Genomic DNA, 24,458 nt, shown 5'->3' on the forward strand with positions numbered 1-24,458 from the left:
GGGGGGCGTCAGACCCCCTCGACCAGCAGCACCCGGTAGTCCGCGCCCTTCATCCGCTGGGCCTTGGCGGCCTGGTAGGCGGGGCTGTCGTACCAGGCGTGGGCCGCCTCCATCGAGGGGAACTGGAGCACCACCACCCCCTCGGCCGGCGCCCCCTCCAGCACCTCGAGATTCCCATAGAAGGCGAGGGGGGTGATCGCATGGTCCCCCCGCGCCTCGCGCGACATCGGCCCGTAGAGGGCGAAGGCGTCCGGGTCGGTCATGCTCTCGCGGATGAAGATGACGTAGGCGGCCATGGCGCGTCTCCTGGTTCGCGCGGGACCATCGCGGCGGCGCGGGACGGACGCAAGCCGGACGTCGCGTCATGGCTGGACAGCCATTCGCCGGGGTTGCAGAATTTCGCCAGCACACGTCAGGAGGGGGCCGTGCCGACGATCACCAGGAGGCGCGCGATCGGCGCGCTGCTCGCCGGGGCGGGGCTCGCCCCCCTGGCGGCTTGCAAGTTGCCGAGCGCCGATCCCCAGGCCGAGGCGGCGGCCAAGTCCGCCTACGCCCATTTCTGGCGCGGCGAGGACGAAGCCCTGCAGGCGATGCTGGTCCCGCAACTGCGCAATCCGCAGACCATGGCCGCCCTGGAGGGGCTGCGGACGCTGACGCCCGTGGGGCCGCCGACCGCCGCGACCCTGGTGGAGTGGCGCAGCTTCTTCGGGGAGGGCGGCCGTCAGATCACCCTCAGCCACCGCTACGACTACGCCGACGCTTCTGTGACCGCGACCACGGTGCTGGTTCCAGGCGAGGCCAAGGACGAATGGCTGATCCAGACCTTCAACCTTAACTTCAGCGCGCCCCCCAGCGCGGCGCCGGCGCCTGCGCGCCCAGGCGGGCGGCAGGTCTAGCCGGCGAAGAAAAAGGCCCGCGGGATGGTCCCGCGGGCCTCGTCTCGTCGGGCTTGCGCCGCGATCAGGTGTTGCCGGGCAGCTTGCAGCCGCCGGCGATGCCCTTGGCGAAGGCGCAGCCGGTGGCGCCGGTGGCCTCGATCTTGGGCGTGACGTTGTACTCGATCATGTAGCCGGCCAGGCCGTCGGTGCAGTTCACCTCCAGGAAGGCGGTGCCCTTGGAGGTCTTGCCGATCAGGCGCGATTCCTTCACCTCGCAGCTCGTCTTGCCGAGCTTCTTCAGGTCGGCGGTCAGCAGCGAGTCGTTGGACTTGGTCAGCACGCAGCGGTAGCCGGCGACCTGGGCGTGGGCGCAGTCGTGGACCACGCTCTCGGCGGCGTTGGCGGCGAAGATGCCGATGGCGCCGTCAGGACGGTTGCCGCACTGCAGCTCCACCACGTCCTTGCCGGTCGGGCCCGGCAGCGGCGCGTACTTGGAGACTTCGCAGTCGAAGCCGGCGGCCTTGGACAGCTTGGTGTAGAGGCCGGCCTGCTCGGTCTGGGCCGCGCGGGCGTCGGTCAGGGTGCAGCCGCCGCCGACGAAGTCGGCCTTGGCGCAGTCGATCGTCTGGGCGAGCTGGCCCGCGGCGTCGATCTTGTAGACGTAGCCCTTGCCGTCTTCGCAGGCGGCTTCGAAGTAGGTCTCGCCGCCCTTGGTGGTCAGCATGTAGCGCTTGTCCTTCACCGTGCAGCCGTTGGCGGCCTGGGCGGCGTAGGTGTCGACGACGGCCAGGCGGGTGGCCTTGTCGGCGAGTTCGCACTTCAGGTTGGAGCTGGCTTCGTCATAGAGCAGGCAGTTGGTCGCCGTGACCTCCTTGTCCGGGGTCGGCGGCGAGCCGGCCTGGAGGATGTAGCCCGCGCCGCCCTGGCAGAGGACTTCCAGATAGGCGTTGCTCGCGGTCTGGCCGATCGAGCGGGCCTTTTCGACGGTGCAGCCCGCGCCGGCCTTCTGGACCAGGGGGGTCACGTCGTTGACCATGTCGGCGTTGCCCGGCAGCTTGCAGGCCAGGCCCGAGACCTTGCCGTCGGGACCCGGCAGGCTGGTCTCCAGGCAGTTGAAGGCGGACGGCTTGGCTTCGGCGCTGGAGGTCTGGACCACGAAGCCCAGGCCCTTGTCGCAGTCGATCTCGTAGTAGGCGGTCGAGACCTTGGTCTTCTTGTCCTGCGACTTGCCGATGAAGCGTGCGTCCTGCACCTGGCAGGCGATGCCCGCGGCCTGGGCCACGGCGGGAGCCTCGGCCATGCCCTGCTTGCGCGAGGCTTCGCTGATTTCAGCGTCCTTCGGGGCGGAGATGACGGCCGCAGGCGCAAGGGCGCCGGCGACCACTATGGCTGCGAGGGCGAAACCGATACGCCTCATGGTCTGAATTCTCCTGGGTGGTTCCTTTGGGCGGGACATAAGCCCCTGCCGGACGCAGGGGTCAAGACAATGGCGAACCTGTGGCGCGCTCCGCCGCAGATTGCGGATTTGCGCCCCGTCGCTGCTCGTTCGACAATATGCCGCAACAAAGCAGCGGAGGGCGAACGTGCGAGACGGGTTCCAGGATGCGCTCGCCGACACAGGGCGGGCGAGGCTCAACTATCCCTTCGAGCAGGGCCCCAAGATCGGCCAGGCGATGGACATCGCCGCGGGGGTCAAGTGGCTGCGCATGCCGCTCAGCGGATCGCTGGCTTTCATCAACGTGTGGGCCATCGCCGAGGGCGACGGCTGGGCGATCGTCGACACCGGCATGGGCGGGCCGGACACCATGGACGCCTGGCGCAAGGCCTTCGCCGGGCCGCTGAAGGGCCGCCGGGTGACGCGGGTGTTCGTCACCCACATGCACCCCGACCACATCGGCATGGCCGGCTGGCTGACGCGCAAGTACGGCGCGCGCCTGTGGATCAGCCGGCTGGAGTTCCTGATGTGCCACAGCCTGGCGGCCGACACCGGCCGCGAGGCCCCGGAGGACGCCCTGCGCTTCTACAGGGCCGCTGGCTGGGACGCCGAGGCCCTGGAGTACTACCGCGCCCGGTTCGGCGGCTTCGGCAAGGGGCTGCACGCCCTGCCCGACAGCTTCCACCGCCTGAGCGACGGCGACCGGGTCCGCATCGGCGACCACGTCTGGGAGGTGGTGGTCGGCTCGGGCCATTCGCCGGAGCACGCCTGCCTTTACTGCGAGGACCTGCAGCTGATGATCTCGGGCGACCAGGTGCTGCCGAAGATCTCCTCGAACGTGTCGGTGTTCCCCACCGAGCCGGACGGCGACCCGCTGACCGACTGGCTGACCTCGCTGGCGCGGATCAAGTCCCGGGTGCCGGACGACGTGCTGGTGCTGCCGGCGCACAACGACCCGTTCTTCGGCCTGCATGCGCGGATCGGCCAGCTCGTCAGCGGACACGAGCGGGCGCTCGAGCGGCTGGAGGCCGTGCTGGCCGAGCCCAAGCGCGCGGTGGACGTGTTCTCGGTGCTGTTCCGCCGCCGGATCAACGAGCACCTCCTGGGCATGGCCACCGGCGAGAGCCTGGCGCACTTGAATTGCCTGATCGTCCGCGGCCGGGTGGTGAAGGAGACCGACGCCGAGGGCGTCGACTGGTACCGCCGCCGGGGATGACCGCGGCCCGGCAAGAAGGGCTTCGCGCCGGCGCGGCGTTGGGCCTAAGGTTTACGTCGTAAGATCGAAAGGTGATCCCATGACCGAGCATGTGCGGCGCGAGACCTCGGGCGGCGTCCTGACGCTCACCCTGAACCGCCCCGAAAAGAAGAACGCCCTGACGCGCGCCATGTACCAGGCCCTGGGCGACGGCATCGACGAGGCCGGGTTCGATCCCAACGTGCGCTGCGTGCTGATCCAGGCCGAGGGCGACATGTTCACCGCCGGCAACGACCTGGGCGACTTCGCGGCGGTCAACGCCGGCGACTCGGCGGCCAACGAGGCGCGGCGCGAAGGCAATCCGCTGCTGGCGGCCCTGGCCCGCGCCAAGACGCCGATCGTGGCGGCGGTGAACGGCCGCGCCGTGGGGGTGGGCGTGACCATGCTGCTGCACTGCGACCTGGTCTATGTCTCCGAGGACGCGCTGCTCACCACCCCGTTCGTGAACCTGGCGCTGGTGCCCGAGGCGGCCTCCAGCCTGACCCTGCCGGCGCGGATCGGCCACGCCCGCGCCTTTTCCATGTTCGTCCTGGGCGAGGCGGTGGACGCCAAGAAGGCGGTGGACTGGGGCATCGCCAACGCCGCCGTGCCCGCCGACCAGCTCCGGGCCCGGGCGCGGGCCGCCGCCGACGCGGTCGCCGCCCGCCCGCCGGCCGCGGTGGGAATCACCAAGGCGCTGATGCGCGACGCCGTGCGCATCGCCGAGCGCATGGAGGAGGAGGGGCGCCACTTCGCCGCCCAGCTGAAGTCCCCCGAGGCGGCCGAGGCCTTCGCCGCGTTCCGCGAGAAGCGCGCGCCCGACTTCGGCAAGGTGGCCTGAGATGAGCCGGATCACCTCGCGCTTCGGCGCCTTCACGCCAGCGCGCGAGGTCGCCGCCGGCCATGACCTGACCGGGCGCACGGCGATCGTGACCGGCGGGGCCACCGGCATCGGCGTCGAGACCGCCCGCGCCCTGGCGGAGGCCGGCGCGGAGGTGACGCTCGCCGTCCGCAACCTGGAGGCCGGCATGAAGGCGGCCGCCGAGATCAACGAGAGCGCCGGGGCCCCGCGCGCCTCGACCGCGCGGCTGGACCTGTCGAGCCTGGCCTCGGTGGCCGAGTTCGCCGAGCACTGGGGCGATGCGCCCCTGCATGTCCTGGTCAACAACGCCGGGGTGATGGCCTGTCCGCAGAGCTACACCGCCGACGGGCTGGAGATGCAGATCGGCACCAACCACTTCGGCCACTTCCTGCTGTCGATGCTGCTCGCGCGCGCGCTGATGAACGCCGCCGAGGAGGGGCGCACGGCGCGGGTCGTGGCGCTGTCGTCCATCGGGCACCGCCGCAGTCCGATCATCTGGGAGGACACCCACTACCGCGCCCGGCCCTACGACAAGTGGGAAGCCTACGGCCAGTCGAAGACCGCCAACGCCCTGTTCGCGGTTGGCTTCAACGCCCGCTTCGCCGAACTGGGCGTCACGGCCAACGCGGTGATGCCCGGCGGCATCATGACCCCGCTGCAGCGCCACCTGCCGCGGGAGGAGATGATCGCCATGGGCTGGATGAACGAGGCCGGCGAAGTGCGCCAGGGCTTCAAGACCCCCGAGCAGGGCGCCTCCACCAGCGTGTGGGCGGCCCTTGCGCCCGAGCTCGAGGGCGTCGGCGGCCTCTACCTGGAGGACTGCGCCCAGGCCGAGCCCTGGGATCAGGCCTCGCCGGCCAGGGGCGTCATGCCCCACGCCCTGGACCCGGAGGAGGCCGAGCGGCTGTGGACGCTGTCGGAGGAAACCACGGGGGCCATCGCGTGAGGCGGGCGGACAGGTCCTGGCGATGCGAAGGGGCGATCATCGAATGCGCGTGACGGTCCGGCCGGCGTCCAGGGCGGACGCCGGGCTCATCTACGGCTTCATCCGCGACCTGGCGGAGTACGAGAAGCTGCTGCACGAGGTGGAGGCGCAGGCGGGGGACGTCGAGCGCGACCTGTTCGGAGAGGCCCCGCGGGTGTTCTGCGACATCGCCGAGGCCGACGGCGAGCCGGTGGGCTTCGCCCTGTGGTTCTACAACTATTCGACCTTCCGCGGCCGCCACGGGATCTATCTGGAGGACCTGTTCGTGAAGCCGGAAGCGCGGGGCCTGGGCGCCGGCAAGGCGCTGCTGCGCCAACTCGCCCGGCGCTGCGTCGCCGAAGGGCTGGGCCGGCTGGAATGGGCGGTGCTGGACTGGAACGCACCCTCGATCGCCTTCTACGACAGCCTCGGCGCAGGGGCGCAGGACGAATGGACGGTCCGCCGGCTGGACGGCGAGGCGCTGGCGAGGCTGGCCGCATGAGCGCGCCCCCTAAGACCGTCCTGACCGCGACCCCCGAGGAGGAGGCCGCCATCATCGCCGCGGTGCGCGAGGCCGAGGGGCTGGTGGTCGCCGGACCCGCGCACGTGGACGGGCTCCTGGAGCTCCTGTCGGATCCGCGGGTGTCGGACCCGATCTACGACCTGCCCCGGCCGTTCACCCGCGACAGCGTCGCCCGCTGGGTCGCCGACAGCGAGGCCCTGCGCCAGGACGGGCGCTGCATCCTGGCGGTGACTCTGGACGAGGCCGGCGAGGTGGCGGGCTATTCGCGCTATTCGATCTGGCCGGAGCGGGCGTCGGGCGAACTGGCTGGCGCGCGGCGGGCCGACATGCAGAACACCGGCGGCGGGCGCGTCGGCGTCGCGCGCTCCATCGCCTTCATGTTCGAGACCCTGCACCTGCGCCTGATCGGGCTGACGGCCGCGCTGGACAACGTCCGCTCGGCCAGGTCGATCGAGGCCGCGGGATTCCGGTCGATGGGGGAGGTGGAAAGCGTGCGTCCCGACGGGACGACGCGCCGCTCGCTCTACTGGGAGCTCACCCGCCAGGAGTGGGAACGGCTGCACCGGCTCTAGGCCGGAGCCCTCTCCCCGGCGGCCGGGGAGAGGGGAACGCGGCCGGGTCGTCAGCCCGCCTGGGCCGGCGCGGGGGCCGGGGCCGGGCGCGACACTGGGAAGAACTTCGGCGCCATCTTCGGCACGGCCTCGGAGAGGATCGTCTCCACCGTCCAGCCTTCTTCCTTGGTCACCGTCTCGATCGGGCGGGGCTGCGAATAGAGGATGATGTTCTCGCCCGAGGCGCCGAAGATCTGGCCCGAGACGCTGGCCGCGGCCGGCGCGACCATCGCCACGGAGAAGCGCGCCGGCTGGTCGGCGCGGATGGTCTTGGCCATGATCTCGCGGCGCTTGGCGTGCTCTTCGTTGCGGATCGGCACCGACTGGGTCATCCGGGTCCAGGCGACCGGGGCCAGGCAGTTGGAGCGCACGTTGAAGCGCTCGCCTTCCATGGCGATGATCCGCGACAGGCCGGCGATGCCCATCTTGGCCGCGCCGTAGTTGGCCTGGCCGATGTTGCCGAGCAGGCCCGAGGTCGAGGTGAAGAACATGTAGGCGCCGTCCTGCTGTTCGCGGAACAGCTCGATCGTGGCGCGGGCGACGTTGAACGAGCCGCGCATGTGCACGTCGATGACGAGGTCCCACTCCTGTTCGGTCATCTTGTGGAACATGGCGTCACGCAGGATGCCGGCCGGATTGATCACCGCGTGCAGGCCGCCGAAGGTGTCGCGGGCCTGTTCGACCATGCCCTGCACGGCCTTGAGGCTGGTGACGCTTTCGGAGTTGGAGACCGCCTCGCCGCCGGCCGCGCGGATTTCCTGGGCGACCGCCTCGGCCGGGCCGGTGGAGCCTTCGTCGCCGCCCTTGAGGCCGCCGCCGAGGTCGTTGACCACGACCTTGGCCCCTTCCTGCGCGGCGATCAGCGCGCAGTCGCGGCCGATGCCGTTCCCGCCCCCCGTGACCAGAACAACTTTTCCTGAAAGAGCGCCCATGATCCAATCTCCCTGAAAGAATATTCCTGCGGACCGCTACTCGAGGCGGTCGGCCTTGCGCAATGCGGGGAACAACTTGGCCCAAAGCCCGGTGACGATCAACGCGCCGACGCCGCCGAACAGCGCCGCGCCCACGGGCCCCAGGAACCGGGCGACCACGCCGCTCTCGAATTCGCCCAGCTCGTTGGAGGCGCCGATGAACAGGGTGGAGACCGCCGCCACCCGGCCGCGCATCGGGTCGGGGGTGACGAGCTGGACCAGGGTCTGGCGCACGTAGACGCTCAGCATGTCCGCCCCGCCGAGGACGGCGAGGGCGGCGACCGACAGCCACAGGGAGCGCGACAGGGCGAAGACCACCGTAGCCAGCCCGAACACCGCCACCCCGCCGAACATGAACAGCCCGGCCTTGGTGCGGATCGGGCGGGCGGCCAGGGACAGCGCCACGATCGTGGCGCCGATCGCCGGGCCGGCGCGCAGGAGGCCGAAGCCCTCGGCGCCCACGTGCAGGATGTCGCGGGCGAACACCGGCAGGAGGGCGGTCGCCCCGCCCAGCAGAACGGCGAACAGGTCCAGGGAAATGGCGCCGAAGATGATCTTCTGGCGCCAGACGTAGGCCAGCCCCTCCTTCATCAGGGTCCAGCGCGACCCCGGCTGCGACTGGGGCGTGGTGTTCTTGCGGATCGCCGTCACCGCCAGGGCCGAGGCCAGGTAGAGGCACAGGCCGGTGGCGTAGGCGTGGGCCGGCGAGATCGCCACCAGCACCCCGCCCACGGCCGGGCCGGCGATGGAGGCGGTCTGCCAGGCCAGGGAGTTCCAGGCGATCGAGCGGGGCAGGAGCTCGCGCGGCACCAGCATCGGGCCCATCGCCGTGCTGGCCGGCGAGAAGAACGCCCGCGAGGCCCCGAAGCCGGCGGCGATGACCAGCAGCAGCGACGTCGAGGCGAAGCCGCGCCACGAGGCGAGCGCCAGCAGGCCCACGCTCAGCATCTCGCCGGACAGGCAGATCTGCAGCACCCGGCGGCGGTTGTGGCGATCGGCGATCTCCCCGGCCGGAAGGGTCAGGAGGAACACCGGGACGAAGGCGGCCAGGCCGATCATGCCGACGAGGAAGGCCGACTCCTCCACCGAGCGGGTCTGGCGGGCGAGGGCGTACATCTGCCAGCCCATGGCCACGCTCTGCACCTGGGCGGCGAGGCTGCCGCAGAAGCGGGAGGCCCAGAACAGAAGGTAGTCGCGCTCCTTCAGGAGCGCTTGGGCGGAGGCGTGGGACGACGCGGGCGTATGCGACATGGCCGCGCAACTTGGCTTGCGCCGCAGGCGGCGGCAATCGCCTGCGGGAAAAGGATCGTTGACGGGGACCCGCGCCGGCCCTATGCGCACGCCTCCCAGGGATTTCGGGACCGGTCCGATGCGACGACTGCGACGACAAGGGCGCGCCCGCCGCGCCGACGCCTGACCCGCCTGTCCGCCGGCGCCGCGCCGCGGACGACCTGTCGCATTCCCAGGGTAGCTGACCAGAAATGACCGTCCCCGCCCCCGCGGCGCCCTCGCTCGAGTTCCGCGCCGAACAGCCTGGCGACGCCGCCGCCGTCGAGGCCCTCCTGGACCACGCCTTCGGCCCGGGCCGCTTCACCAAGGTCTCCGAGCGCGTGCGCGAATTCGCCGAGTTCCGCCCCGACCTGTCGTTCTGCGCCTGGGACGGGGAGGCGCTGAACGGCTCGGTGCGCATGTGGCGCGTGCGGATCGGCGACCGCGAGGCCGTCTTCCTCGGCCCCCTGGCCGTGCAGGCCGAGGCGCGCAAGGCCGGCGCCGGCGGGGCCCTGGTCGAGGCCGCCAGCCAGGCCGCCGCGGCCGCAGGCTTTCCCCTGGTGCTGCTGGTGGGCGACGAGCCCTACTTCTCGCGCTTCGGCTTTGCGGCGGCGCCGGCGCAGAAGGTCGTCCTGCCAGGCCCGGTCGACCAGCGCCGCGTGCTGGTGCGCGAGCTGAGCCCCGGCGGCGCCCGGGACCTCGCCGGGGACGTGCGGCCGGCTTGAGGCGAAGCGGCGCCGCGCCTACCTTTGCGGGCATGGTGGAATCGACGGCGACATCCGGCCTCGACGGCGTGGTCGCCGCGGCCAAGGCGCAGGCCCCCGGCCGCGGCCTGCCGCCCGTGCACCTGTGGAACCCGGCCCACAGCGGCGAGATCGACATCGTCATCCGCAGGGACGGCCGCTGGGTCCACGAGGGCGCGGTGATCCATCGCGAGGCCCTGGTGCGCCTGTTCTCCACCGTCCTGCGCAAGGACCCGGACGGCTACTGGCTGGTGACGCCGGTGGAGAAGATGCGGATCACGGTCGAGGACGCGCCGTTCGTCGCCGTGCGGGTCGACCGCCTGGAGGATGGCGCCCTTCGCTTCACGACCAACGTCGGCGACGAGGTCGAGGCGGGCCCCGACAATCCGATCCGCGTCGAAATCGATCCGCAGACCGGCGAGCCGCGGCCCTATGTGCACGTGCGCCGCGGCCTGGAGGCCTTGATCGCCCGGCCGGTGTTCTACGAACTCGTCGACATGGCGCAGGAGCGCCAGACGCCGGACGGGCCGCGCCTGGAGGTCGCCTCCCGGGAGGTGTGGTTTCCCGTGGGCCCGGCCGAGGCGCCCGCTTCGTGAGCCCGTCGGCGTCGCCGCACGAGCTGCGGGTCTGGATCCAGCGCCACCTCGACCCGCTCGAGGAGGACCAGGCGGTGGACGGGGTGGTCCGTTCGGACTTCGACCTGGGTCCGCCCCCGCCCGAGCCGGACGCGCCGCTGAAGCCGGCGGCGGTGCTGGTGGGGCTGATCGAGCGGGAGGCGGGGCTGTCGGTGCTGCTGACCCGGCGCTCGGACACCCTGCGCCGCCACACCGGCCAGGTCGCCTTTCCGGGCGGCCGCCGGGATCCTGGGGAGAGCGCCCTGCAGACGGCGGTGCGCGAAGCGCACGAGGAGGTGGGGCTGCATCCCACCTTCGTCGCGCCGCTGGGGCTGTCGACGCCCTACCGCACCGGCACGGGCTACCTGGTGACGCCGGTGGTGGGGTTCATCCGGCCAGGCTTCACCCTGACCCCCAATCCGGACGAGGTGGCCGACATCTTCGAGACGCCCTTTGGCTTCCTCATGGACCCCGCCAACTACCAGGAGCACGAGCGCGAGGGGCCGATGGGCGAGCGCCGGCGCTTCTACGCCATGACCCATGAGAACCAGTACATCTGGGGCGCCACGGCCGGCATGCTGCGCGCCCTCTACGACCGGCTCTACGGGGCGGCGGTTGCTTAGGATCGTCCTCCTGCGGGCGTTTCTGGTGGCGCTGCCCTTCGTGCTGTGGTTCGCCTGGCGCGAGATCGCCCGCCGCACCGGCCGGCCGATGGGCGCTGCGCCGTGGACCTGGCTCGCCGCCGCCGGGGCGGCGCTGTTCGCCCTGTCGCTCCTGGCCATGCCGTTCTTCCATGAGGACAACCGGCAGGAACGCTATGTTCCCGCAGAGGTCACGCCCGGCGGCCGTATCGCGCCCGGCCATTTCGAACCGAAGACGCCATGACCAAGACCACGACCGACGACAGCCTGGGCGTGCGGCCCTGGATGACCTCGCCGCAGACCACCGCCGTGATGGACGCGCTGGAGGCCGCCGGCGGGCCCGGCTGCGCCCGCTTCGTCGGCGGGTGCGTGCGCAACAGCCTGCTCGGCGCCGGGATCGACGACATCGACATCGCCACCATCCTTGCGCCCCCGGCGGTCATCGCCGCGGTCGAGGCCGCCGGCCTCAGGGCCGTGCCCACCGGCGTCGAGCACGGCACGGTCACGGTGGTGTCCGACGGCCGGCCCTACGAGGTCACCACCCTGCGCCGGGACGTGGAGACCGACGGCCGCCGCGCCGTGGTGGCCTTCACCGACGACTGGGCCGAGGACGCGGCGCGCCGCGACTTCACCATGAACGCGCTCTACGCCGACCGCACCGGGGCGATCTTCGACGTCACCGGCCGCGGGGTGGCGGACGCGCGGGCCGGGCGCGTGGTCTTCGTCGGCGATCCGCAGACCCGCCTGGCCGAGGACTATCTGCGCATCCTGCGCTTCTTCCGCTTCCATGCCTGGTACGGCCGCGGCCTGCCGGACGAGGCGGCCCTGCGCGCCTGCGCCGCGCACCGGGACGCGGTGGCGAACCTGGCGGCCGAACGCATCTCCAAGGAGCTGCTGAAGCTGCTGGCGGCGGAGGAGCCGCGCGGCGCGGTGGCGCTGATGGCCGAGACCGGGGTCCTGGCGGTGGTGCTGCCGGGCGCCGGCGAGCTTTCGCGCTTCAACGCCCTGGTGGAGATCGAGACCGAGCAGCTCTTCACCAACGATCCGGTGCTGCGGCTCGCCGCGCTGGCGCCGGACGACGAGGTGGGGACCGCCCGGCTGGCCGAGCGGCTGCGCCTGTCCAACGACCAGCGCGCGCGGCTGGTCGCCGCCAAGGGGCTCACGCCGCCGGTCAAGAGCTGGATGAGCCCGCGGGAGCTGCGCCGCGCGGTCTACCGCCTGGGGGCGCGGGCCTTCACCGACCGGGTCAAGCTCGCCTGGGCCGCCTCCCGGCGCACCGCCGCCACCGCCCAGTGGCGGGGCCTCGTGGCCCTGGGCGAAAGCTGGTCGCCGCCGCCGTTCCCGATCACCGGCGAGGACGTGATGAAGGCCGGCGTGCCCAAGGGTCCAATGGTCGGCGAGGTGCTGCGCGAGGTCGAGGACTGGTGGATCGACCACGACTTCATCGACGACAAGTTCTCGGCCATCGAGAAGCTGAAGGCGGTCGCCCAGGGCATGGCCTACTGATGAAGCTTGGGATTCTCGAGACCGGCGCCCCTCCCGAGGGCGTGCGCGAGCGCTTCGGCGACTATCCGTCCATGTTCCGCGCCCTGCTGGGCGAGGCGGCGTACGCCTACCAGACCTTCGACGTGGCGGCCGGGGTGCTGCCCGGCGCGGTGGAGACGGCCGACGCCTACATCGTCACCGGCTCCTCGGCCGGGGTGTACGATCCGCTGCCCTGGATCGGGCCGCTGAAGGACTTCCTGGTCGCCGTAAAGGGTCGTGCGCCGCTGGTCGGGGTCTGCTTCGGCCACCAGATCATGGCCGAGGCCTTCGGCGGCAAGGTGATCAAGTCGCCCAAGGGCTGGGGCGTGGGCCTGCACACCTACGACGTGCTTGGGGCCGAGCCGTGGATGGACGGGGCCGCCCCGATCGCCGTTCCAGCCTCGCACCAGGACCAGGTGGTCGAGCTTCCCCCCGGCGCGCGGGTGATCGCCGCCAGCGACTTCACCCCGTTCGGCATGCTGGCCTACGACGACCAGCGGGCCATCTCGATCCAGCTCCACCCCGAGTTCGAGCCGGCCTACGCCAAGGCCCTGATCGAAGCCCGCCGCGGGACCCGCTACACCGACGCTGAGGCCGACGCGGCGATCGCGAGCTACGCGGCGCCGGACGACCGGGCGCGGGTGGGGGCGTGGATCAGGGATTTCCTGGCGGGGCGGTGAGGGGACTGCGCTCTTCCTGCGCAAGGCAGGTCGTCAATCCTGGGCCGTCGGCCGGATGACGATGCTGCCCACGTCGACATCGGCGGGTTGCTCGATCGCATAGGCGACTCCGCGAGCGATGGCGTCGGGTGATATGGCGACGTCGCCGATGCGTTTGCTCATGGCCTCCTTGACGGCCAGGTCGGTCATCGAGTCGGCGAAGTTCGTCGAGATCATGCCGGGCGATATCTCGGTCACCCTCAGGTGCGGCCCCGCCTCCTGCCGCAAGGCTTCGGTGATGGTCCGCACGGCGTTCTTGGTCGCGGCGTAGACGCCCATGGTCGGGACGATCTTGATCCCCGCCGTCGACACGATGTTGATGATGTGGCCCGACGTCTGGCGCTGAAAGACCGGCAAGGCCGCGGCCACGCCATACAGCGTCCCGCGCAGATTCACGTCGATCATGGCGTCCCAGTCGTCGACGCGCAGGGCGTCGAAGCGGGAGATGGGCCCAATCCCGGCGTTGTTCACGAGAACGTCGAGCCTGCCGGCGTGCTCGACAGCCAGATTGACGAGCGCCTCGAGATCGCCGCGGTGGCGAACGTCGGTCACCCGATGAACGGCCTTGCCGCCGGCGGCGGTGATCTCTCCGACGACGGCCGCGAGCTCCTCTTCGCGTCGGGCGCCCAACACGACGACGGCTCCGCGCTCCGCAAGGAGTTTCGCCGTCGCCCGCCCAATGCCGCTGCTCGCGCCCGTGATGGCGACGACCTTACCTTCCACGCTCATTGCTGATCTCCTTCACACGGGAGATAAGCCCGGATCGCAAGACCTTCTACGGCTCTGAGTCCATGGATTTGTCGCAATCGTCCAAACCTCTGGCGGATCCCCTTTCAGACGTCCTGACGACCCTTGGCGCGAACGTCACCCGCTGCACCCGGCTGGAGGCTGCGGGACAGTGGGCGCTCTCGTTTCCGGCGCTTGACCGTCTGAAGTTCGTCGCCGTGCTCAAAGGAACCGCATGGCTGATCGTCCCGGAGCTGGAGCCGCAGCTGTTGAGCGCCGGCGACGTCTGCCTGATCGGACGCACCGCCTATGCGGTGGCTAGCGATCCGAACCTGCCGCGGCGCGACGGCCAACCCCTCTACGATGGCTGCGACGTCGCCCGGCTTGGCGGCGACGATACGATCGGGCTCGGGGGGACCGTCGCCTTTTCCTCGGGAAACGCCGACTTCCTGCTCGATATGCTGCCCGACTTCCTCCTGGTTCCGCGGTCCTTGCCCGCGTCGGGGGCCGTGAACACGATCCTGGCGCTGTTGAACGGCGAAGCGGAGCGGGACGCCATGGGCGGTCAGGTCGTCAGCGCCAGGCTTGCCGACGTGCTGCTGGTGGAAGCGATCCGCGCCTACGCGCCCGGCGGCGACCCTTCGCGGACCGGATGGCTTGGGGCGCTCTCGGATCGTCGTCTCGGTTGCGCGCTTCGCGCCATCCACGGCGATATCGCCCGGCCATGGACGGTGGCGCAGCTCGCCGCCGTGGCCGGCATGTCGCGTGCGGCCTTCTCCGCCGCGTTCACCCGCCAAGTCGGCCAGCCGCCGCTGAGCTACGTGCGGGCATGGCGTCTCGCGCTCGCGCGTACGGCGCTGGCGCGTGGGGACGCTGACATCGCAACCATCTGCGGCGATGTCGGCTACACGTCCAGGAGTGCTTTCACGTACGCGTTTCGCCGCGCGTTCGGCGCGACCCCAAAACGTTCGGCCCGGGCCTGACGGACCGTCACCGGCCGTGCGGCGAGCCTGAGGCTGTCGCAGACGCTGAAGCGATGGCGTTCGGGCGGCGCCAGCGCGCCGTCGTCGCTCTGTTCGAAGACGTGAAGCCTACGGCCAGCTCACCATCGGCGGCATCGAGCTCAGGATCGATTCGATGTTGCCGCCGGTCTTCAGGCCGAACATGGTGCCGCGGTCGTAGAGCAGGTTGAACTCCACGTAGCGGCCGCGGCGCACGAGCTGTTCGGTGCGGTCGGCCTCGGTCCAGGGCTCGTCCATCCGATGGCGGGCGATCTTGGGATAGACCTCCAGGAACGCCTCGCCCACGTCCTTGGTGAAGGCGAAGTCGCGCTCCCAGTCCCCGGAATTGTGGTGGTCGTAGAAGATGCCGCCGATCCCCCGCGGTTCGTTGCGGTGGGGCAGGAAGAAGTACTCGTCGCAGCGCTTCTTGTAGTCGGGGTACCAGGCGGGGTCGTATTTGTCGCAGGCCGCCTTCATCGCCGCATGGAACAGCACCGCGTCGTCGGCCTCCTGGCTGCGCTGCTCCTCGATCAGGGGCGTCAGGTCCGCTCCGCCGCCGAACCAGCTCCGGCGGGTGGCGAGGAACCGGGTGTTCATGTGCACCGCCGGAACCCGCGGGTTGACCATGTGGGCGATCAGGCTGATGCCCGTGGCGGTGAAGCTTGGGTCCTCGTCGGCTCCCGGCATGTTGGCCGCCATCTCCGGGCTGAACTTGCCGTGCACCAGGCTGATGTGCACGCCGCACTTCTCGAAGAAGCGGCCGCCGCGCATGAAGCCCATCACCCCGCCGCCGCCGGCGGGCCGCACCCACGGCTTCAGTTCGAATCGGCCGGGCTCGCCGGGATAGAGCTCGGCCGGCGCCTCGTCCTCCAGGCGCTCGAACTCGGCGACGATGCGGTCGCGCAGGGAATCGAACCAGGCGCGGGCGCGGGTGTTGTAGCTGTCCAGCAGGGCGGGATCGGTCATGGTCCCGCCGGATTAGGGAATCCGCCGGTCTGGCGCAACGCCTCGCCGAGGGCGATCGCCGCTGCCGTGACCACGTTCAGCGAACGCGCGCCGGGGACCAGGGGGATCAGCAGGCGCGCCTGCGCCGCCGCGTGCACCTCGTCCGGAGCCCCGGCGCTCTCGCGGCCGAACAGCAGGGTGTCGCCGGCCTCGAAGGAAAATCCGTACAGAGGCGAGGCCGCCCGGGTCGTAAAAAGCACGAGCCGCCCCGCCTGGCGCTCGGGCCGGGCGAGAAACGCCGTCCAGCCCGAATGGCGTGTGGTTTCCGCCTTCGTTCCGTAATCCAGGGCTGCGCGGCGCAGCGCAGGATCGGATAGCGGGAAGCCGCAAGGCTCGATCACGTCCACCGGAACGCCCAGACAAGCGCCGAGACGAAGGGCCGCGCCCAGGTTTTGCGGAATGTCCGGTTGAAAAAGCGCCAAACGCATTCTAAGCGATCCGCCACGGGTTAGGCTGGGGCGAGAGGGGAATCGTCGGAAGGCTTGCGCGAACGCGTCGCAAAGACTTCCGGGACTCATTTCCTGCCTCAGGCGACATCCGAAAAGGCCTTACCAGAACCTCTGGTCCGGCCGAAGGCAGGGCGCCCTTCGCTTCGAGGGGGGCCGTAGGGCCGAGGCGGACGTCCGCCGAAAGCCCCAAGCGAAGGGTAGCTTTAAGGTGGCCGACACCGTAACGGGCGCAACTTCCGACCCGCACGCCGCAGGCGACGACCCGAACCGTCGCGATTTCATTCACATCGCCGCCATCGCCGCGGCCGCTGGCGCCGTGGGCACGCTGGCCTGGCCGTTCATCGACCAGATGAACCCCTCCGGCGACACGCTGGCGCTGGCCTCCATCGAATTCGACCTCACCAAGGTGGCCGAGGGCCAGCAGGTGGTGCTGAAGTGGCGCGGCAAGCCGCTCTTCGTGCGCTACCGCACGCCGGCGGAAATCGCCGCGGCGGTGAAGGACGACAACGCCGACCTGCGCGATCCGCAGAAGGACGAGGACCGTCACAAGCCCGGCAAGGCCGAGTGGCTGGTGGTCGTCGGCACCTGCACGCACCTGGGCTGCGTGCCGACCTTCGGCGGCGGCGACTACGGCGGCTGGTTCTGCCCGTGCCACGGTTCGCACTACGACACCTCGGGCCGGATCCGTAAGGGTCCCGCGCCCCTGAACCTGGCGGTGCCGGACTACGACTTCCTCAGCGACACCAAGGTCAAGATCGGCTGACACTGATGAGCGGACACTCCACCTACGAGCCGAAGACCGGCTTCGAGCGTTGGCTCGACACCCGCCTGCCCATCGTGCGGCTGGCCTGGGACAGCATGGTCGACTTCCCGACCCCGAAGAACCTCAACTACTGGTGGACCTTCGGCGGCATCCTGGCCCTGTGCCTGGGCATCCAGATCGTCAGCGGCGTGGTGCTTGCGATGCACTACGTGCCGCACGTCGACCACGCCTTCGCCTCGGTCGAACGCATCATGCGCGACGTCAACTACGGTTGGCTGATCCGCTACATGCACGCCAACGGCGCCTCGATGTTCTTCATCGCGGTCTACATCCACATGTTCCGCGGCCTCTACTACGGCTCCTACAAGGCGCCGCGCGAGGTGCTGTGGATCATCGGCTGCCTGATCTACCTGGTCATGATGGCCACGGCGTTCATGGGCTACGTCCTGCCCTGGGGCCAGATGAGCTTCCACGGCGCGGTGGTGATCACCAACCTGCTCGGCGCGTTCCCGCTGGTCGGCGAGGCGATCACGACCCTGCTCTGGGGCGGCTTCGCGGTGGACAACCCCACCCTGAACCGCTTCTTCTCGCTGCACTACCTGCTGCCCTTCGTGATCGCGGGCCTCGTGATCATGCACATCTGGGCGCTGCACGTGCCGGGTAACAACAACCCGACCGGCGTGAACGTGAAGTCCAAGGCCGACACCGTGCCGTTCCACCCGTACTACACGGTGAAGGACGGCTTCGCGATCGTGGTCTTCCTGCTGATGTTCGCGGCCTTCGTGTTCTACATGCCGAACGCCCTGGGCCACGCGGACAACTACATTCCTGCCAACCCGCTGGTGACCCCGGCGCACATCGTGCCCGAATGGTACTTCCTGCCGTTCTACGCGATCCTGCGCGCGGTGCCGGACAAGCTGGGCGGCGTGCTGGCCATGTTCGGCGCGATCGCCATGCTGTTCGCCCTGCCCTGGCTCGACACCTCCAAGGTGCGGTCCATGCGCTACCGGCCGACCGCGAAGCTCTACTTCCTGATCTTCGTGATCGACTGCCTGATCCTGGGCTACTGCGGCGGCCAGCTGCCGGACGACCACGTGATCCCCGGCCTGGCGACCTTCCAGCTGCTGGACGCGGACCTGAACAGCTTCGTGTGGCTGTCGCGGATCGCCACGCTCTACTACTTCGCCTACTTCCTGGTGGTCATGCCGGTGCTGGGGCTTACCGAAACGCCCCTGCCGCAGCCGGAATCGATCTCCGAACCTGTCCTGTCGCATCCCGCCGCCGCGCCCGTGGGCGCCACGGCGTCGCCTGAAAAGAGGGGTTGAGCCTCAGATGCTGCGCAAAGGTATCGCTCTCGCGGCGCTCGGGCTCGCGCTGGTCTCCGGCCCGGCGCTCGCCTCCGGGACCACCCAGGCCCCGCTCAAGCACGTCGAGTTCAGCTTCGAAGGCCCGTTCGGCAAGTTCGACCAGGCCCAGCTGCAACGCGGCTACAAGGTCTATCGGGAGGTCTGCTCGTCCTGCCACTCGATGAACCTGGTCTACTTCCGCAACCTGGGTCAGAAGGGCGGGCCGTTCTACGACCCGGCCTACAAGAACCCGAACGACAACCCGTACGTGAAGGCGATCGCGGCGGAGTACCAGATCAACGACCTGGACTCCGAGACCGGCGACGTCATCCAGCGCCCGGGCATCCCGGCCGACCGCTTCCCCTCGCCGTTCCCGAACGAGCCGGCGGCGCGCGCGTCGAACGGCGGCGCCCTGCCGCCGGACCTGTCGGTGATCGTCAAGGCGCGCCACCACGGCGCCCACTACGTCTACTCGCTGATCTCCGGCTACAAGGACGCGCCGAAGGGCCTGACCGTGGGCGTGGGGCAACACTACAACCCCTACTTCATGGGCGACCTGACCAGCGCCTGGAGCGGCCCGCACGACAAGGTGCCGGTGGGCGGCCTGATCGCCATGGCCCCGCCGCTGGCGGCCGACCAGGTGACCTTCGACGACGGCACCAAGGCGACCCTGGAACAGGAAGCCAAGGACGTGGCGGCCTTCCTCGCCTGGGCGTCGGACCCCAAGGCCGAGGAGCGCAAGTCGTTCGGCCTGGCCGCCATGATCTATCTTCTGATCTTCGCCGGCCTGCTCTACGCGAGCTATCGCCGGATCTGGCGCAACGTCGCCCACTAGGGCGCGCGGCGACCGCAGGATCGAAGGGCTCCGGGACCTCGGTTCCGGAGCCCTTTTCCGTTTCGGCTAGGGCGCGCCGACCAACAGGCGTCCGCGCGGGAAGTCGAAGCGCAGCCGGTGGCGCCCGAGGACCGGCCCGCCGATGACGCCGATCGCCCCCGGCGGCAGGTCGCCGGCCCTGACCAGGCCCGCGCCGAGGAACTGATCGAGCGCGCCGGCGAAGGACAGGGCGCGAAGCTGCGCGCGGGCCGAACCCTCCGGATAGAGCGCCGCGGGCTCGGCGCCGGTCCCCGCCGCCGCGGCCGCCCGGTCGGACAGGCGCACCGGCGCGGCCGCCCCGGTGGCGGCGACGAAGCCGCCGCTCCGGGCCGACGGACCATCGGAGACGGCGGCCCGCACCACCGGCGGGCCCCCGCCCGGCCCCAGGAAAGGCAGTTCCGCCAGGGCGCGGAAGCGTCCCGCCCGGCCCGGCGCGCGCAGGCTCAGCCGACAGGGTGCGAAGCTGACGTCCAGCACATGGCCGGACAGCACATCGGCGCCGATCACCCCGGCGATCGGGGTGTCGAAGGCGTAGGTGCGCGAATCCAGGCTGATCACCTGCACTGGGCGGTCGCGGGCCGTCAGGCCCGCCAGGCGCACGTCCCCGCGCACCGCCTCGCCGGAAATCCCCGCGCCCTGGGCGCGGGTGTCGTGCAGCAGGGTCGCGGGCGAGCCCGTGTCCACAATGAAGTCGCCCGCCACGCCGACGACGACCGCCGGGGCGACCACCACCCCGTGCTCGAACCAGCAGGGCGCCTCGCCGGCGCGCGCGACGGCGGGCGACAGCGCGACGGCGGCGGCCAGGACGAGGGCAGGGGACGGCACGGGGGACCTCGCAGAGCGGCCACCATAGCCAAGGCCCGCCGGCTCGGCGATAAGCGACGGCGGGCGACATCGCCAACGCCTGATCGTGACGAGAGACTGAGCCTCATGGACCTGGCCGCGACCATCCGCACCATTCCCGACTATCCCGCGCCGGGGATCATGTTCCGCGACATCACCACCCTGCTGGGCGACGCCCGCGCCTTCCGCCGGGCGGTGGACGAGCTGGTCCAGCCCTTCGCCGGCATGAAGATCGACAAGGTGGCGGGCGTCGAGGCCCGCGGCTTCATCCTGGGCGGGGCCGTGGCCCATCAGCTCTCGGCCGGCTTCATCCCCCTGCGCAAGAAGGGCAAGCTGCCGCACGCCACGATCGGAGTGGAGTACGCCCTGGAATACGGCAAGGACGCGATGGAGATGCACGCCGACGCCCTCACCTGGGACGAGAAGGTGATGCTGGTCGACGACCTGATCGCCACCGGCGGCACGGCGCTGGCCGCGGTGGACCTGCTGAAGCGAGGCGGGGCCGACATCATCGCCGCGGCCTTCGTGGTCGATCTGCCGGACCTGGGCGGCGCGGACTGCATACGCGAACTCGGCGTGCCGGTTTCGACGCTGGTCTCCTTTCCCGGGCATTGAGGCGCCTTACGCCGACCGGCGTCAGGCCCTAGCTTAGGACCATGGCCTTCATCCGAGAGTGGCGCGACTTCCGGCGCATGCAGAACGTGGCCGTGGGGGCCGCCAGCCTGATCTACGCCGGGGCGGTGCTGCACGCCTACCAGGTGCTGCCGGGCGGGCCCGGGCTCGTCACCCAGCGCACCCTGGTCTGGCCGGGGATCTTCCTGGTGCTGTCGCTGCTCGTCCCGCTGCTGGTGCCGGCGTTGAAGCGGATCCTGGCCCGCTACGTCTGGCTGAGCTTCAAGGCCGGCTTCGGCCAGACGCCGATCTCGGTGATCACGGGTGTCGGCCTGTTGGGCGCCGCGGCCTTCTTCATCTACTGGCAGGTGGCCAACGTGGCCCACGGCGGGCGCTATCCGGCGGGGGTGTTCTCCGGCTATGCGGCCGGCATCGGCATCCTGGCGGCCCAGGCGATCCTGGTGCGGGCGCTGGAGCGCCTGCCGGAGATCCGCCAGATCATCGAGGAGAAGGCCTGAGGCCCGCTCAGACGTCGCCGCGGCCGCCGCCGTTGCGGGCGAAGAGCTGCAGGGTGCGCAGCCGCGCCAGGCGGGCGCAGTCGGGCTCGTAGTCCTGGCGCCGGTCCGACACGAAGCCGTGGCCCGCGTCGTAGAGGTGGATCGGCAGGTCGGGGTGCTTTTCGGCGATCTCCTCGACCTTCTCCATTGGGATCGAGGCGTCCTTGCGCCCGAAGTGCAGGATGGTCGGACACCGCGGCGTCTCGTCCACCAGCTCGGAGATGCGCCGCCCGTAGAAGCAGGAGACAGCCGCCACGCCCTTGCAGCGGCAGGCCGCCAGCCAGCTCGCCGCCCCGCCCCAGCAGAAGCCGGTGACGAACACCGGCGGGGCCAGGGCGTCGACCGCCGCCTGGATGTCGCCGGCCACCTGATCCCAGGGCGTCTCCTGGGAGTACTTCACGCCCTTGGCCACCCCTTCGGGCTCGTAGCTGGCGGCGAAGCCGGGCTCCAGCCGCTCGTAGAAGGCCGGGGCGATCACCTCGTAGCCGTCCTCGGCGAAGCCTTCGCAGAGTTCGCGGATGTGGTCGATGACGCCGAAGATCTCCTGGATCAGCACCAGGCCCCCGCGCCGGGCGTTTCCGGGCGCCACGCGCCAGGCCGGCAGGTCGAAGCCGTCGAAGCGGCTTTTCAGGGTGATGGTCTCGCCCATGCGCCTCAGGCCCCTTCGAACAGGTCGCGAGTGCGCTTGCGGGCCAGGTCCGCGGCCTCGGCGGAATAGCGCTCCGGGCTCTGGTTGTTGAAGCCGTGCCCGGCGCCTTCGTAGATGTAGACCGGCACGTCGGGGTGGGCGGCCTTGACCGCGGCCTCGACCTCGTCGGCCGGTATGCCCGGATCGTTGCGGCCCAGGTGGATGATCACCGGGCAGAGCGGCTTGAGCCCGGCGTTGGCCTGCACCAGGCTGCCGTAATAGCTGGACGCCGCGGCCAGGCCCTCGACCTTGGCCGCCGACAGCCAGGCCAGCGAGCCGCCGTAGCAGTAGCCCACCACGAACACCTTGCCCCGGGGAGCCAGGAAATCGCGGCAGGCGCCGATATCGTGCAGGGCCTGTTCGATCGGGGTGGCCCGGGCGTGGGCGACGCCGGCGGCGATTCCCTCCGGGCTGTGGTCGGCGGTGAAGCCCCACGCGTGGCGATCGAACAGCGACGGCGCGATCGCCTCGTAGCCGGCCTTGGCCCAGCGTTCGACGTCGGCGCGGACGTACTGGTCGATCCCGAAGATCTCCTGCAGCACGATCACCCCGCCCTTTCGGGGGGTGAAGGCCGGCTCGTGGTAGGCGGAGAATTCGAAGCCGTCCGCGCCCTTGATCTTGATCGTCTCGCCCATAACGCCCTCCCGAGCGCCGGCTCGCGCCGCCTACACGTTGAAGCGGAAGTTCATGACGTCGCCGTCCTGAACCACGTATTCCTTGCCTTCGGCGCGCATCCGGCCCGCCTCGCGCGCGCCGGCCTCGCCCTTCAGCCGGACATAGTCATCGAAGGCGATGGTTTCAGCCCGGATGAAGCCCTTTTCGAAGTCGGTGTGGATCACCCCGGCCGCCTGGGGCGCGGTGGCGCCGACCGGGATCGTCCAGGCGCGGGCCTCCTTCGGTCCGGCGGTGAAGTAGGTCTGCAGGCCCAGAAGCTTGTAGGCCTCGCGGATCAGACGGTTCAGGCCCGGCTCCTCGAGGCCCAGGGTCTCCAGGAACTCGCCGCGCTCGTCGGCGTCGAGCAGGGCGATCTCGCTCTCGATCTTGGCCGAGATGACCACCGCCTTGGCGCCGTCGCGGGCCGCGCGCTCGGCGACCTGGGCGCTCATGGCGTTGCCGTCGTGGGCCGAGCCCTCGTCGACGTTGCAGACGTAGAGCGCCGGCTTGGAGGTGAGGAGCTGCAACATCCGCCAGGCCTTCTCGTCCTCGGCGGCCACCTTGGCGGCCCGGGCCGGACGGCCCTGGTTGAGCTGCTCCAGCGCCAGGTTGACCATGCGCAGGGTCTGGGCGGCTTCCTTGTCGCCCACCTTGGCGCGCTTCTCCAGGTTGACGACCCGCTTCTCCAGGCTCTCGAGGTCGGCGAGCATCAGCTCGGTCTCGATGGTCTCCAGGTCGGCCAGCGGATCGACCTTGCCCTCCACGTGGGTGATGTCGTCGTCGACGAAGCAGCGGGCGACGAAGGCCACGGCGTCGCAGTCGCGGATGTTGGCCAGGAACTGGTTGCCCAGGCCCTCGCCCTTGGAGGCGCCGCGCACGAGGCCCGCCACGTCCACGAAGTTGATCCGCGCGGGAATGATCTCCTTGGAGCCGGCCACCTTGGCCAGCGCCTCCAGGCGCGGCTCGGGCACGGCCACGTCCCCGACGTTCGGCTCGATGGTGCAGAAGGGGTAGTTGGCGGCCTGGGCCGCGGCGGTCTGCGTCAGGGCGTTGAACAGCGTCGACTTGCCGACGTTGGGCAGGCCGACGATGGCGACTTTCAGGGCCATGGGGTCTTTCGAGGGTTGTCTGTCGGTCGCGCGACCTAGCACGCGCGCCGCGCCGGAACAAACCGGCGGCGTCAGCCGAGCGCCTCGGCGGCCAGATCGCGCCAGGCGCGGCCTTCCTTGCGGAACTGACGGTGGGTCTTGGCGATCCGCCGGTCCAGTTCGGTCACGATCTCCCGGGCCTCGGCCCTGCGCCCGGTGCGGGCCAGGAAGGCGGCCTGACGCGCCAGGCTCTCCAGCCCCGGCAGGCGCTCGATGGCCCGCTGGTAGGCCCGCTCGGCCTCCTCGGTGCGGCCCAGGCCCTCCAGGGTGCGGGCGATCGCCAGGGCCTCCTCGCCCTCGTCCAGGGCGCCGCCGACCTCGTGCAGCCGCTCCAGCAGGACCAGGGCCTCGGCGAAGCGCGACAGCTCGATCAGGGCCTTCGCGCGGCCGAGGATCAGCACCGGATCGTCGGCGTGGGGGCCCTGAGCGGCGCGGGCGTAGAGCGCTTCGGCCTCATCGTGCCGGTCCAGGGCCGCCGCTGCGGCGGCCTGGCGCGACAGGGCGCCGGCGGTGGGCGTCTCCGCGGCGGCGGCCTTGGCCTGGCGGTATTCGCGATGGGGATCAAGGGCGCTCTGCGCCGCCCCGCCGATTCGCCGGACCGTGCGGCCGCCGAACAAGTCGGGCGCTACGACCGCGACGACGTAGATCAGTCCGCCCAGGGGCTGCAGGAGCAGGATGATCCACAGCCAGAAGAACTCGCGGCCCGTGCGCACCACGTGGACCGCCAGGGCGACGGAGAAGACCAGGGACAGGATGAGGAGCCAGGACATCGTCTTCAGATGGGCCGGGCCGGCGGCCAAATCC

The 24,458-nt window shown here is 70.7% G+C and carries 30 protein-coding genes; 18 read left to right on the forward strand and 12 right to left on the reverse strand.

Going from position 1 to position 24,458, the window contains the following annotated elements:
* Positions 1-8 precede the first annotated feature (8 nt).
* Entirely contained in the window at positions 9-296 is a 288-nt protein-coding gene (locus ACK4YQ_RS14570) for a DUF1330 domain-containing protein (RefSeq protein WP_409612147.1), read from the reverse strand.
* Positions 297-425: 129 nt separating this feature from the next.
* Between ACK4YQ_RS14570 and ACK4YQ_RS14575 the strand changes: the two genes are divergently transcribed.
* A complete protein-coding gene (locus ACK4YQ_RS14575) occupies positions 426-896 on the forward strand; it encodes a hypothetical protein (protein ID WP_409612148.1) in 471 nt (156 codons plus the stop codon).
* Positions 897-960: 64 nt separating this feature from the next.
* Here ACK4YQ_RS14575 and ACK4YQ_RS14580 read toward each other — a convergent pair whose 3' ends face one another.
* Positions 961-2,295 carry a hypothetical protein gene (locus ACK4YQ_RS14580; RefSeq protein WP_409612149.1) on the reverse strand — a complete coding sequence of 445 codons (1,335 nt, stop codon included), beginning with the start codon at positions 2,293-2,295 and terminating at the stop codon, positions 961-963.
* Between the two features lie 166 nt (positions 2,296-2,461).
* Between ACK4YQ_RS14580 and ACK4YQ_RS14585 the strand changes: the two genes are divergently transcribed.
* The 5 genes from ACK4YQ_RS14585 to ACK4YQ_RS14605 all read left to right on the forward strand — a co-directional run bounded on the left by ACK4YQ_RS14585 (position 2,462) and on the right by ACK4YQ_RS14605 (position 6,468).
* Positions 2,462-3,529: an MBL fold metallo-hydrolase gene (locus ACK4YQ_RS14585; protein ID WP_409612150.1), complete on the forward strand. Its 1,068-nt coding sequence runs from the start codon at positions 2,462-2,464 to the stop codon at positions 3,527-3,529.
* A 79-nt stretch (positions 3,530-3,608) separates the two neighbouring features.
* Complete coding sequence (locus ACK4YQ_RS14590) at positions 3,609-4,388, forward strand: enoyl-CoA hydratase-related protein (protein ID WP_409612151.1); 780 nt, start codon at positions 3,609-3,611, stop codon at positions 4,386-4,388.
* Between the two features lies 1 nt (position 4,389).
* On the forward strand, positions 4,390-5,355 hold the full coding sequence (locus ACK4YQ_RS14595; protein WP_409612152.1) for an oxidoreductase: 966 nt from the start codon (positions 4,390-4,392) through the stop codon (positions 5,353-5,355).
* A 43-nt stretch (positions 5,356-5,398) separates the two neighbouring features.
* Positions 5,399-5,875: an N-acetyltransferase family protein gene (locus ACK4YQ_RS14600; RefSeq protein WP_409612153.1), complete on the forward strand. Its 477-nt coding sequence runs from the start codon at positions 5,399-5,401 to the stop codon at positions 5,873-5,875.
* Positions 5,872-6,468 (forward strand): GNAT family N-acetyltransferase, encoded by a 597-nt coding sequence (locus ACK4YQ_RS14605; RefSeq protein WP_409612154.1) that lies wholly within the window; start codon positions 5,872-5,874, stop codon positions 6,466-6,468. Before ACK4YQ_RS14600 ends, ACK4YQ_RS14605 begins: the two co-directional genes overlap by 4 nt.
* Positions 6,469-6,518: 50 nt before the next feature.
* On the opposite strand, the gene ACK4YQ_RS14610 is transcribed toward ACK4YQ_RS14605, so the two are convergent.
* Positions 6,519-7,439 carry an SDR family NAD(P)-dependent oxidoreductase gene (locus ACK4YQ_RS14610; protein WP_409612155.1) on the reverse strand — a complete coding sequence of 307 codons (921 nt, stop codon included), beginning with the start codon at positions 7,437-7,439 and terminating at the stop codon, positions 6,519-6,521.
* 36 nt (positions 7,440-7,475) lie between these two features.
* Complete coding sequence (locus ACK4YQ_RS14615; protein WP_409612156.1) at positions 7,476-8,729, reverse strand: MFS transporter; 1,254 nt, start codon at positions 8,727-8,729, stop codon at positions 7,476-7,478.
* Between the two features lie 230 nt (positions 8,730-8,959).
* Between ACK4YQ_RS14615 and ACK4YQ_RS14620 the strand changes: the two genes are divergently transcribed.
* The 6 genes from ACK4YQ_RS14620 to ACK4YQ_RS14645 are packed head-to-tail and all read left to right on the forward strand — an operon-like array spanning position 8,960 to position 12,949.
* On the forward strand, positions 8,960-9,472 hold the full coding sequence (locus tag ACK4YQ_RS14620; protein WP_409612157.1) for a GNAT family N-acetyltransferase: 513 nt from the start codon (positions 8,960-8,962) through the stop codon (positions 9,470-9,472).
* A gap of 32 nt (positions 9,473-9,504) precedes the next feature.
* The gene (locus ACK4YQ_RS14625; RefSeq protein ID WP_409612338.1) at positions 9,505-10,086 is read left to right on the forward strand and encodes a DUF1285 domain-containing protein; all 582 of its coding nucleotides are present in this window, start codon (positions 9,505-9,507) and stop codon (positions 10,084-10,086) included.
* Positions 10,083-10,727, forward strand: a complete 645-nt coding sequence (locus tag ACK4YQ_RS14630; RefSeq protein ID WP_409612158.1) for a CoA pyrophosphatase — start codon at positions 10,083-10,085, stop codon at positions 10,725-10,727. The genes ACK4YQ_RS14625 and ACK4YQ_RS14630 overlap by 4 nt, the downstream gene beginning before the upstream one ends.
* A complete protein-coding gene (locus ACK4YQ_RS14635; protein WP_409612159.1) occupies positions 10,720-10,989 on the forward strand; it encodes a hypothetical protein in 270 nt (89 codons plus the stop codon). Before ACK4YQ_RS14630 ends, ACK4YQ_RS14635 begins: the two co-directional genes overlap by 8 nt.
* Positions 10,986-12,251 (forward strand): CCA tRNA nucleotidyltransferase, encoded by a 1,266-nt coding sequence (locus ACK4YQ_RS14640; protein ID WP_409612160.1) that lies wholly within the window; start codon positions 10,986-10,988, stop codon positions 12,249-12,251. Before ACK4YQ_RS14635 ends, ACK4YQ_RS14640 begins: the two co-directional genes overlap by 4 nt.
* Entirely contained in the window at positions 12,251-12,949 is a 699-nt protein-coding gene (locus tag ACK4YQ_RS14645; RefSeq protein ID WP_409612161.1) for a type 1 glutamine amidotransferase, read from the forward strand. Before ACK4YQ_RS14640 ends, ACK4YQ_RS14645 begins: the two co-directional genes overlap by 1 nt.
* A gap of 33 nt (positions 12,950-12,982) precedes the next feature.
* On the opposite strand, the gene ACK4YQ_RS14650 is transcribed toward ACK4YQ_RS14645, so the two are convergent.
* Positions 12,983-13,717 (reverse strand): SDR family oxidoreductase, encoded by a 735-nt coding sequence (locus ACK4YQ_RS14650; protein ID WP_409612162.1) that lies wholly within the window; start codon positions 13,715-13,717, stop codon positions 12,983-12,985.
* Between the two features lie 62 nt (positions 13,718-13,779).
* Between ACK4YQ_RS14650 and ACK4YQ_RS14655 the strand changes: the two genes are divergently transcribed.
* A complete protein-coding gene (locus ACK4YQ_RS14655; protein ID WP_409612163.1) occupies positions 13,780-14,697 on the forward strand; it encodes an AraC family transcriptional regulator in 918 nt (305 codons plus the stop codon).
* 108 nt (positions 14,698-14,805) lie between these two features.
* Here the strand turns inward: ACK4YQ_RS14655 and hemF are convergent, their stop codons facing one another.
* Positions 14,806-15,681 (reverse strand): oxygen-dependent coproporphyrinogen oxidase, encoded by an 876-nt coding sequence (gene hemF / locus ACK4YQ_RS14660; RefSeq protein WP_409612164.1) that lies wholly within the window; start codon positions 15,679-15,681, stop codon positions 14,806-14,808.
* Positions 15,678-16,148, reverse strand: coding sequence for a tRNA (cytidine(34)-2'-O)-methyltransferase (locus tag ACK4YQ_RS14665; RefSeq protein WP_409612340.1), 471 nt, complete (start codon positions 16,146-16,148; stop codon positions 15,678-15,680). The genes hemF and ACK4YQ_RS14665 overlap by 4 nt, the downstream gene beginning before the upstream one ends.
* A 229-nt stretch (positions 16,149-16,377) precedes the next feature.
* Here ACK4YQ_RS14665 and petA point away from each other — a divergent pair, with 229 nt between their 5' ends.
* The 3 genes from petA to ACK4YQ_RS14680 are packed head-to-tail and all read left to right on the forward strand — an operon-like array spanning position 16,378 to position 19,113.
* Positions 16,378-16,932, forward strand: a complete 555-nt coding sequence (gene petA / locus ACK4YQ_RS14670) for a ubiquinol-cytochrome c reductase iron-sulfur subunit (protein WP_409612165.1) — start codon at positions 16,378-16,380, stop codon at positions 16,930-16,932.
* 5 nt (positions 16,933-16,937) lie between these two features.
* Entirely contained in the window at positions 16,938-18,257 is a 1,320-nt protein-coding gene (locus tag ACK4YQ_RS14675; RefSeq protein ID WP_409612166.1) for a cytochrome b, read from the forward strand.
* A 7-nt stretch (positions 18,258-18,264) separates the two neighbouring features.
* Complete coding sequence (locus tag ACK4YQ_RS14680) at positions 18,265-19,113, forward strand: cytochrome c1 (RefSeq protein WP_409612167.1); 849 nt, start codon at positions 18,265-18,267, stop codon at positions 19,111-19,113.
* Positions 19,114-19,179: 66 nt separating this feature from the next.
* Here ACK4YQ_RS14680 and ACK4YQ_RS14685 read toward each other — a convergent pair whose 3' ends face one another.
* Positions 19,180-19,977: a hypothetical protein gene (locus tag ACK4YQ_RS14685; RefSeq protein ID WP_409612168.1), complete on the reverse strand. Its 798-nt coding sequence runs from the start codon at positions 19,975-19,977 to the stop codon at positions 19,180-19,182.
* A gap of 105 nt (positions 19,978-20,082) precedes the next feature.
* On the opposite strand from ACK4YQ_RS14685, the gene ACK4YQ_RS14690 reads away from it, so the two are divergent.
* Both ACK4YQ_RS14690 and ACK4YQ_RS14695 read left to right on the forward strand, forming a co-directional pair.
* Positions 20,083-20,610 carry an adenine phosphoribosyltransferase gene (locus tag ACK4YQ_RS14690; RefSeq protein ID WP_409612169.1) on the forward strand — a complete coding sequence of 176 codons (528 nt, stop codon included), beginning with the start codon at positions 20,083-20,085 and terminating at the stop codon, positions 20,608-20,610.
* A 41-nt stretch (positions 20,611-20,651) separates the two neighbouring features.
* Positions 20,652-21,125 (forward strand): hypothetical protein, encoded by a 474-nt coding sequence (locus tag ACK4YQ_RS14695; RefSeq protein WP_409612170.1) that lies wholly within the window; start codon positions 20,652-20,654, stop codon positions 21,123-21,125.
* Positions 21,126-21,132: 7 nt separating this feature from the next.
* Here ACK4YQ_RS14695 and ACK4YQ_RS14700 read toward each other — a convergent pair whose 3' ends face one another.
* From ACK4YQ_RS14700 to ACK4YQ_RS14715, 4 genes are all read right to left on the reverse strand, one after another.
* Positions 21,133-21,813 (reverse strand): dienelactone hydrolase family protein, encoded by a 681-nt coding sequence (locus tag ACK4YQ_RS14700; protein WP_409612171.1) that lies wholly within the window; start codon positions 21,811-21,813, stop codon positions 21,133-21,135.
* Positions 21,814-21,818: 5 nt separating this feature from the next.
* Positions 21,819-22,487, reverse strand: a complete 669-nt coding sequence (locus ACK4YQ_RS14705; RefSeq protein WP_409612172.1) for a dienelactone hydrolase family protein — start codon at positions 22,485-22,487, stop codon at positions 21,819-21,821.
* Positions 22,488-22,517: 30 nt separating this feature from the next.
* Entirely contained in the window at positions 22,518-23,615 is a 1,098-nt protein-coding gene (gene ychF / locus ACK4YQ_RS14710) for a redox-regulated ATPase YchF (protein ID WP_409612173.1), read from the reverse strand.
* 71 nt (positions 23,616-23,686) lie between these two features.
* Complete coding sequence (locus ACK4YQ_RS14715) at positions 23,687-24,424, reverse strand: hypothetical protein (protein WP_409612174.1); 738 nt, start codon at positions 24,422-24,424, stop codon at positions 23,687-23,689.
* Between the last annotated feature and the right edge of the window lie 34 nt (positions 24,425-24,458).

The organism is Phenylobacterium sp., assembly GCF_046291545.1.
Taxonomy (GTDB): Bacteria; Pseudomonadota; Alphaproteobacteria; order Caulobacterales; family Caulobacteraceae; genus Phenylobacterium.

Excerpts from the sequence above, each read along its gene's own strand:
- ACK4YQ_RS14570 (WP_409612147.1), bottom strand. The coding sequence starts at position 296 with ATGGCCGCCTACGTCATCTTCATCCGCGAGAGCATGACCGACCCGGAC.
- ACK4YQ_RS14580 (WP_409612149.1), bottom strand. The coding sequence starts at position 2,295 with ATGAGGCGTATCGGTTTCGCCCTCGCAGCCATAGTGGTCGCCGGCGCC.
- ACK4YQ_RS14590 (WP_409612151.1), top strand. The coding sequence starts at position 3,609 with ATGACCGAGCATGTGCGGCGCGAGACCTCGGGCGGCGTCCTGACGCTC.
- ACK4YQ_RS14595 (WP_409612152.1), top strand. The coding sequence starts at position 4,390 with ATGAGCCGGATCACCTCGCGCTTCGGCGCCTTCACGCCAGCGCGCGAG.
- ACK4YQ_RS14600 (WP_409612153.1), top strand. The coding sequence starts at position 5,399 with ATGCGCGTGACGGTCCGGCCGGCGTCCAGGGCGGACGCCGGGCTCATC.
- ACK4YQ_RS14605 (WP_409612154.1), top strand. The coding sequence starts at position 5,872 with ATGAGCGCGCCCCCTAAGACCGTCCTGACCGCGACCCCCGAGGAGGAG.
- ACK4YQ_RS14610 (WP_409612155.1), bottom strand. The coding sequence starts at position 7,439 with ATGGGCGCTCTTTCAGGAAAAGTTGTTCTGGTCACGGGGGGCGGGAAC.
- ACK4YQ_RS14615 (WP_409612156.1), bottom strand. The coding sequence starts at position 8,729 with ATGTCGCATACGCCCGCGTCGTCCCACGCCTCCGCCCAAGCGCTCCTG.
- ACK4YQ_RS14620 (WP_409612157.1), top strand. The coding sequence starts at position 8,960 with ATGACCGTCCCCGCCCCCGCGGCGCCCTCGCTCGAGTTCCGCGCCGAA.
- ACK4YQ_RS14625 (WP_409612338.1), top strand. The coding sequence starts at position 9,505 with ATGGTGGAATCGACGGCGACATCCGGCCTCGACGGCGTGGTCGCCGCG.
- ACK4YQ_RS14640 (WP_409612160.1), top strand. The coding sequence starts at position 10,986 with ATGACCAAGACCACGACCGACGACAGCCTGGGCGTGCGGCCCTGGATG.
- ACK4YQ_RS14645 (WP_409612161.1), top strand. The coding sequence starts at position 12,251 with ATGAAGCTTGGGATTCTCGAGACCGGCGCCCCTCCCGAGGGCGTGCGC.
- ACK4YQ_RS14650 (WP_409612162.1), bottom strand. The coding sequence starts at position 13,717 with ATGAGCGTGGAAGGTAAGGTCGTCGCCATCACGGGCGCGAGCAGCGGC.
- ACK4YQ_RS14655 (WP_409612163.1), top strand. The coding sequence starts at position 13,780 with ATGGATTTGTCGCAATCGTCCAAACCTCTGGCGGATCCCCTTTCAGAC.
- hemF (WP_409612164.1), bottom strand. The coding sequence starts at position 15,681 with ATGACCGATCCCGCCCTGCTGGACAGCTACAACACCCGCGCCCGCGCC.
- ACK4YQ_RS14665 (WP_409612340.1), bottom strand. The coding sequence starts at position 16,148 with ATGCGTTTGGCGCTTTTTCAACCGGACATTCCGCAAAACCTGGGCGCG.
- ACK4YQ_RS14675 (WP_409612166.1), top strand. The coding sequence starts at position 16,938 with ATGAGCGGACACTCCACCTACGAGCCGAAGACCGGCTTCGAGCGTTGG.
- ACK4YQ_RS14680 (WP_409612167.1), top strand. The coding sequence starts at position 18,265 with ATGCTGCGCAAAGGTATCGCTCTCGCGGCGCTCGGGCTCGCGCTGGTC.
- ACK4YQ_RS14690 (WP_409612169.1), top strand. The coding sequence starts at position 20,083 with ATGGACCTGGCCGCGACCATCCGCACCATTCCCGACTATCCCGCGCCG.
- ACK4YQ_RS14695 (WP_409612170.1), top strand. The coding sequence starts at position 20,652 with ATGGCCTTCATCCGAGAGTGGCGCGACTTCCGGCGCATGCAGAACGTG.
- ACK4YQ_RS14700 (WP_409612171.1), bottom strand. The coding sequence starts at position 21,813 with ATGGGCGAGACCATCACCCTGAAAAGCCGCTTCGACGGCTTCGACCTG.
- ACK4YQ_RS14705 (WP_409612172.1), bottom strand. The coding sequence starts at position 22,487 with ATGGGCGAGACGATCAAGATCAAGGGCGCGGACGGCTTCGAATTCTCC.
- ychF (WP_409612173.1), bottom strand. The coding sequence starts at position 23,615 with ATGGCCCTGAAAGTCGCCATCGTCGGCCTGCCCAACGTCGGCAAGTCG.
- ACK4YQ_RS14715 (WP_409612174.1), bottom strand. The coding sequence starts at position 24,424 with ATGTCCTGGCTCCTCATCCTGTCCCTGGTCTTCTCCGTCGCCCTGGCG.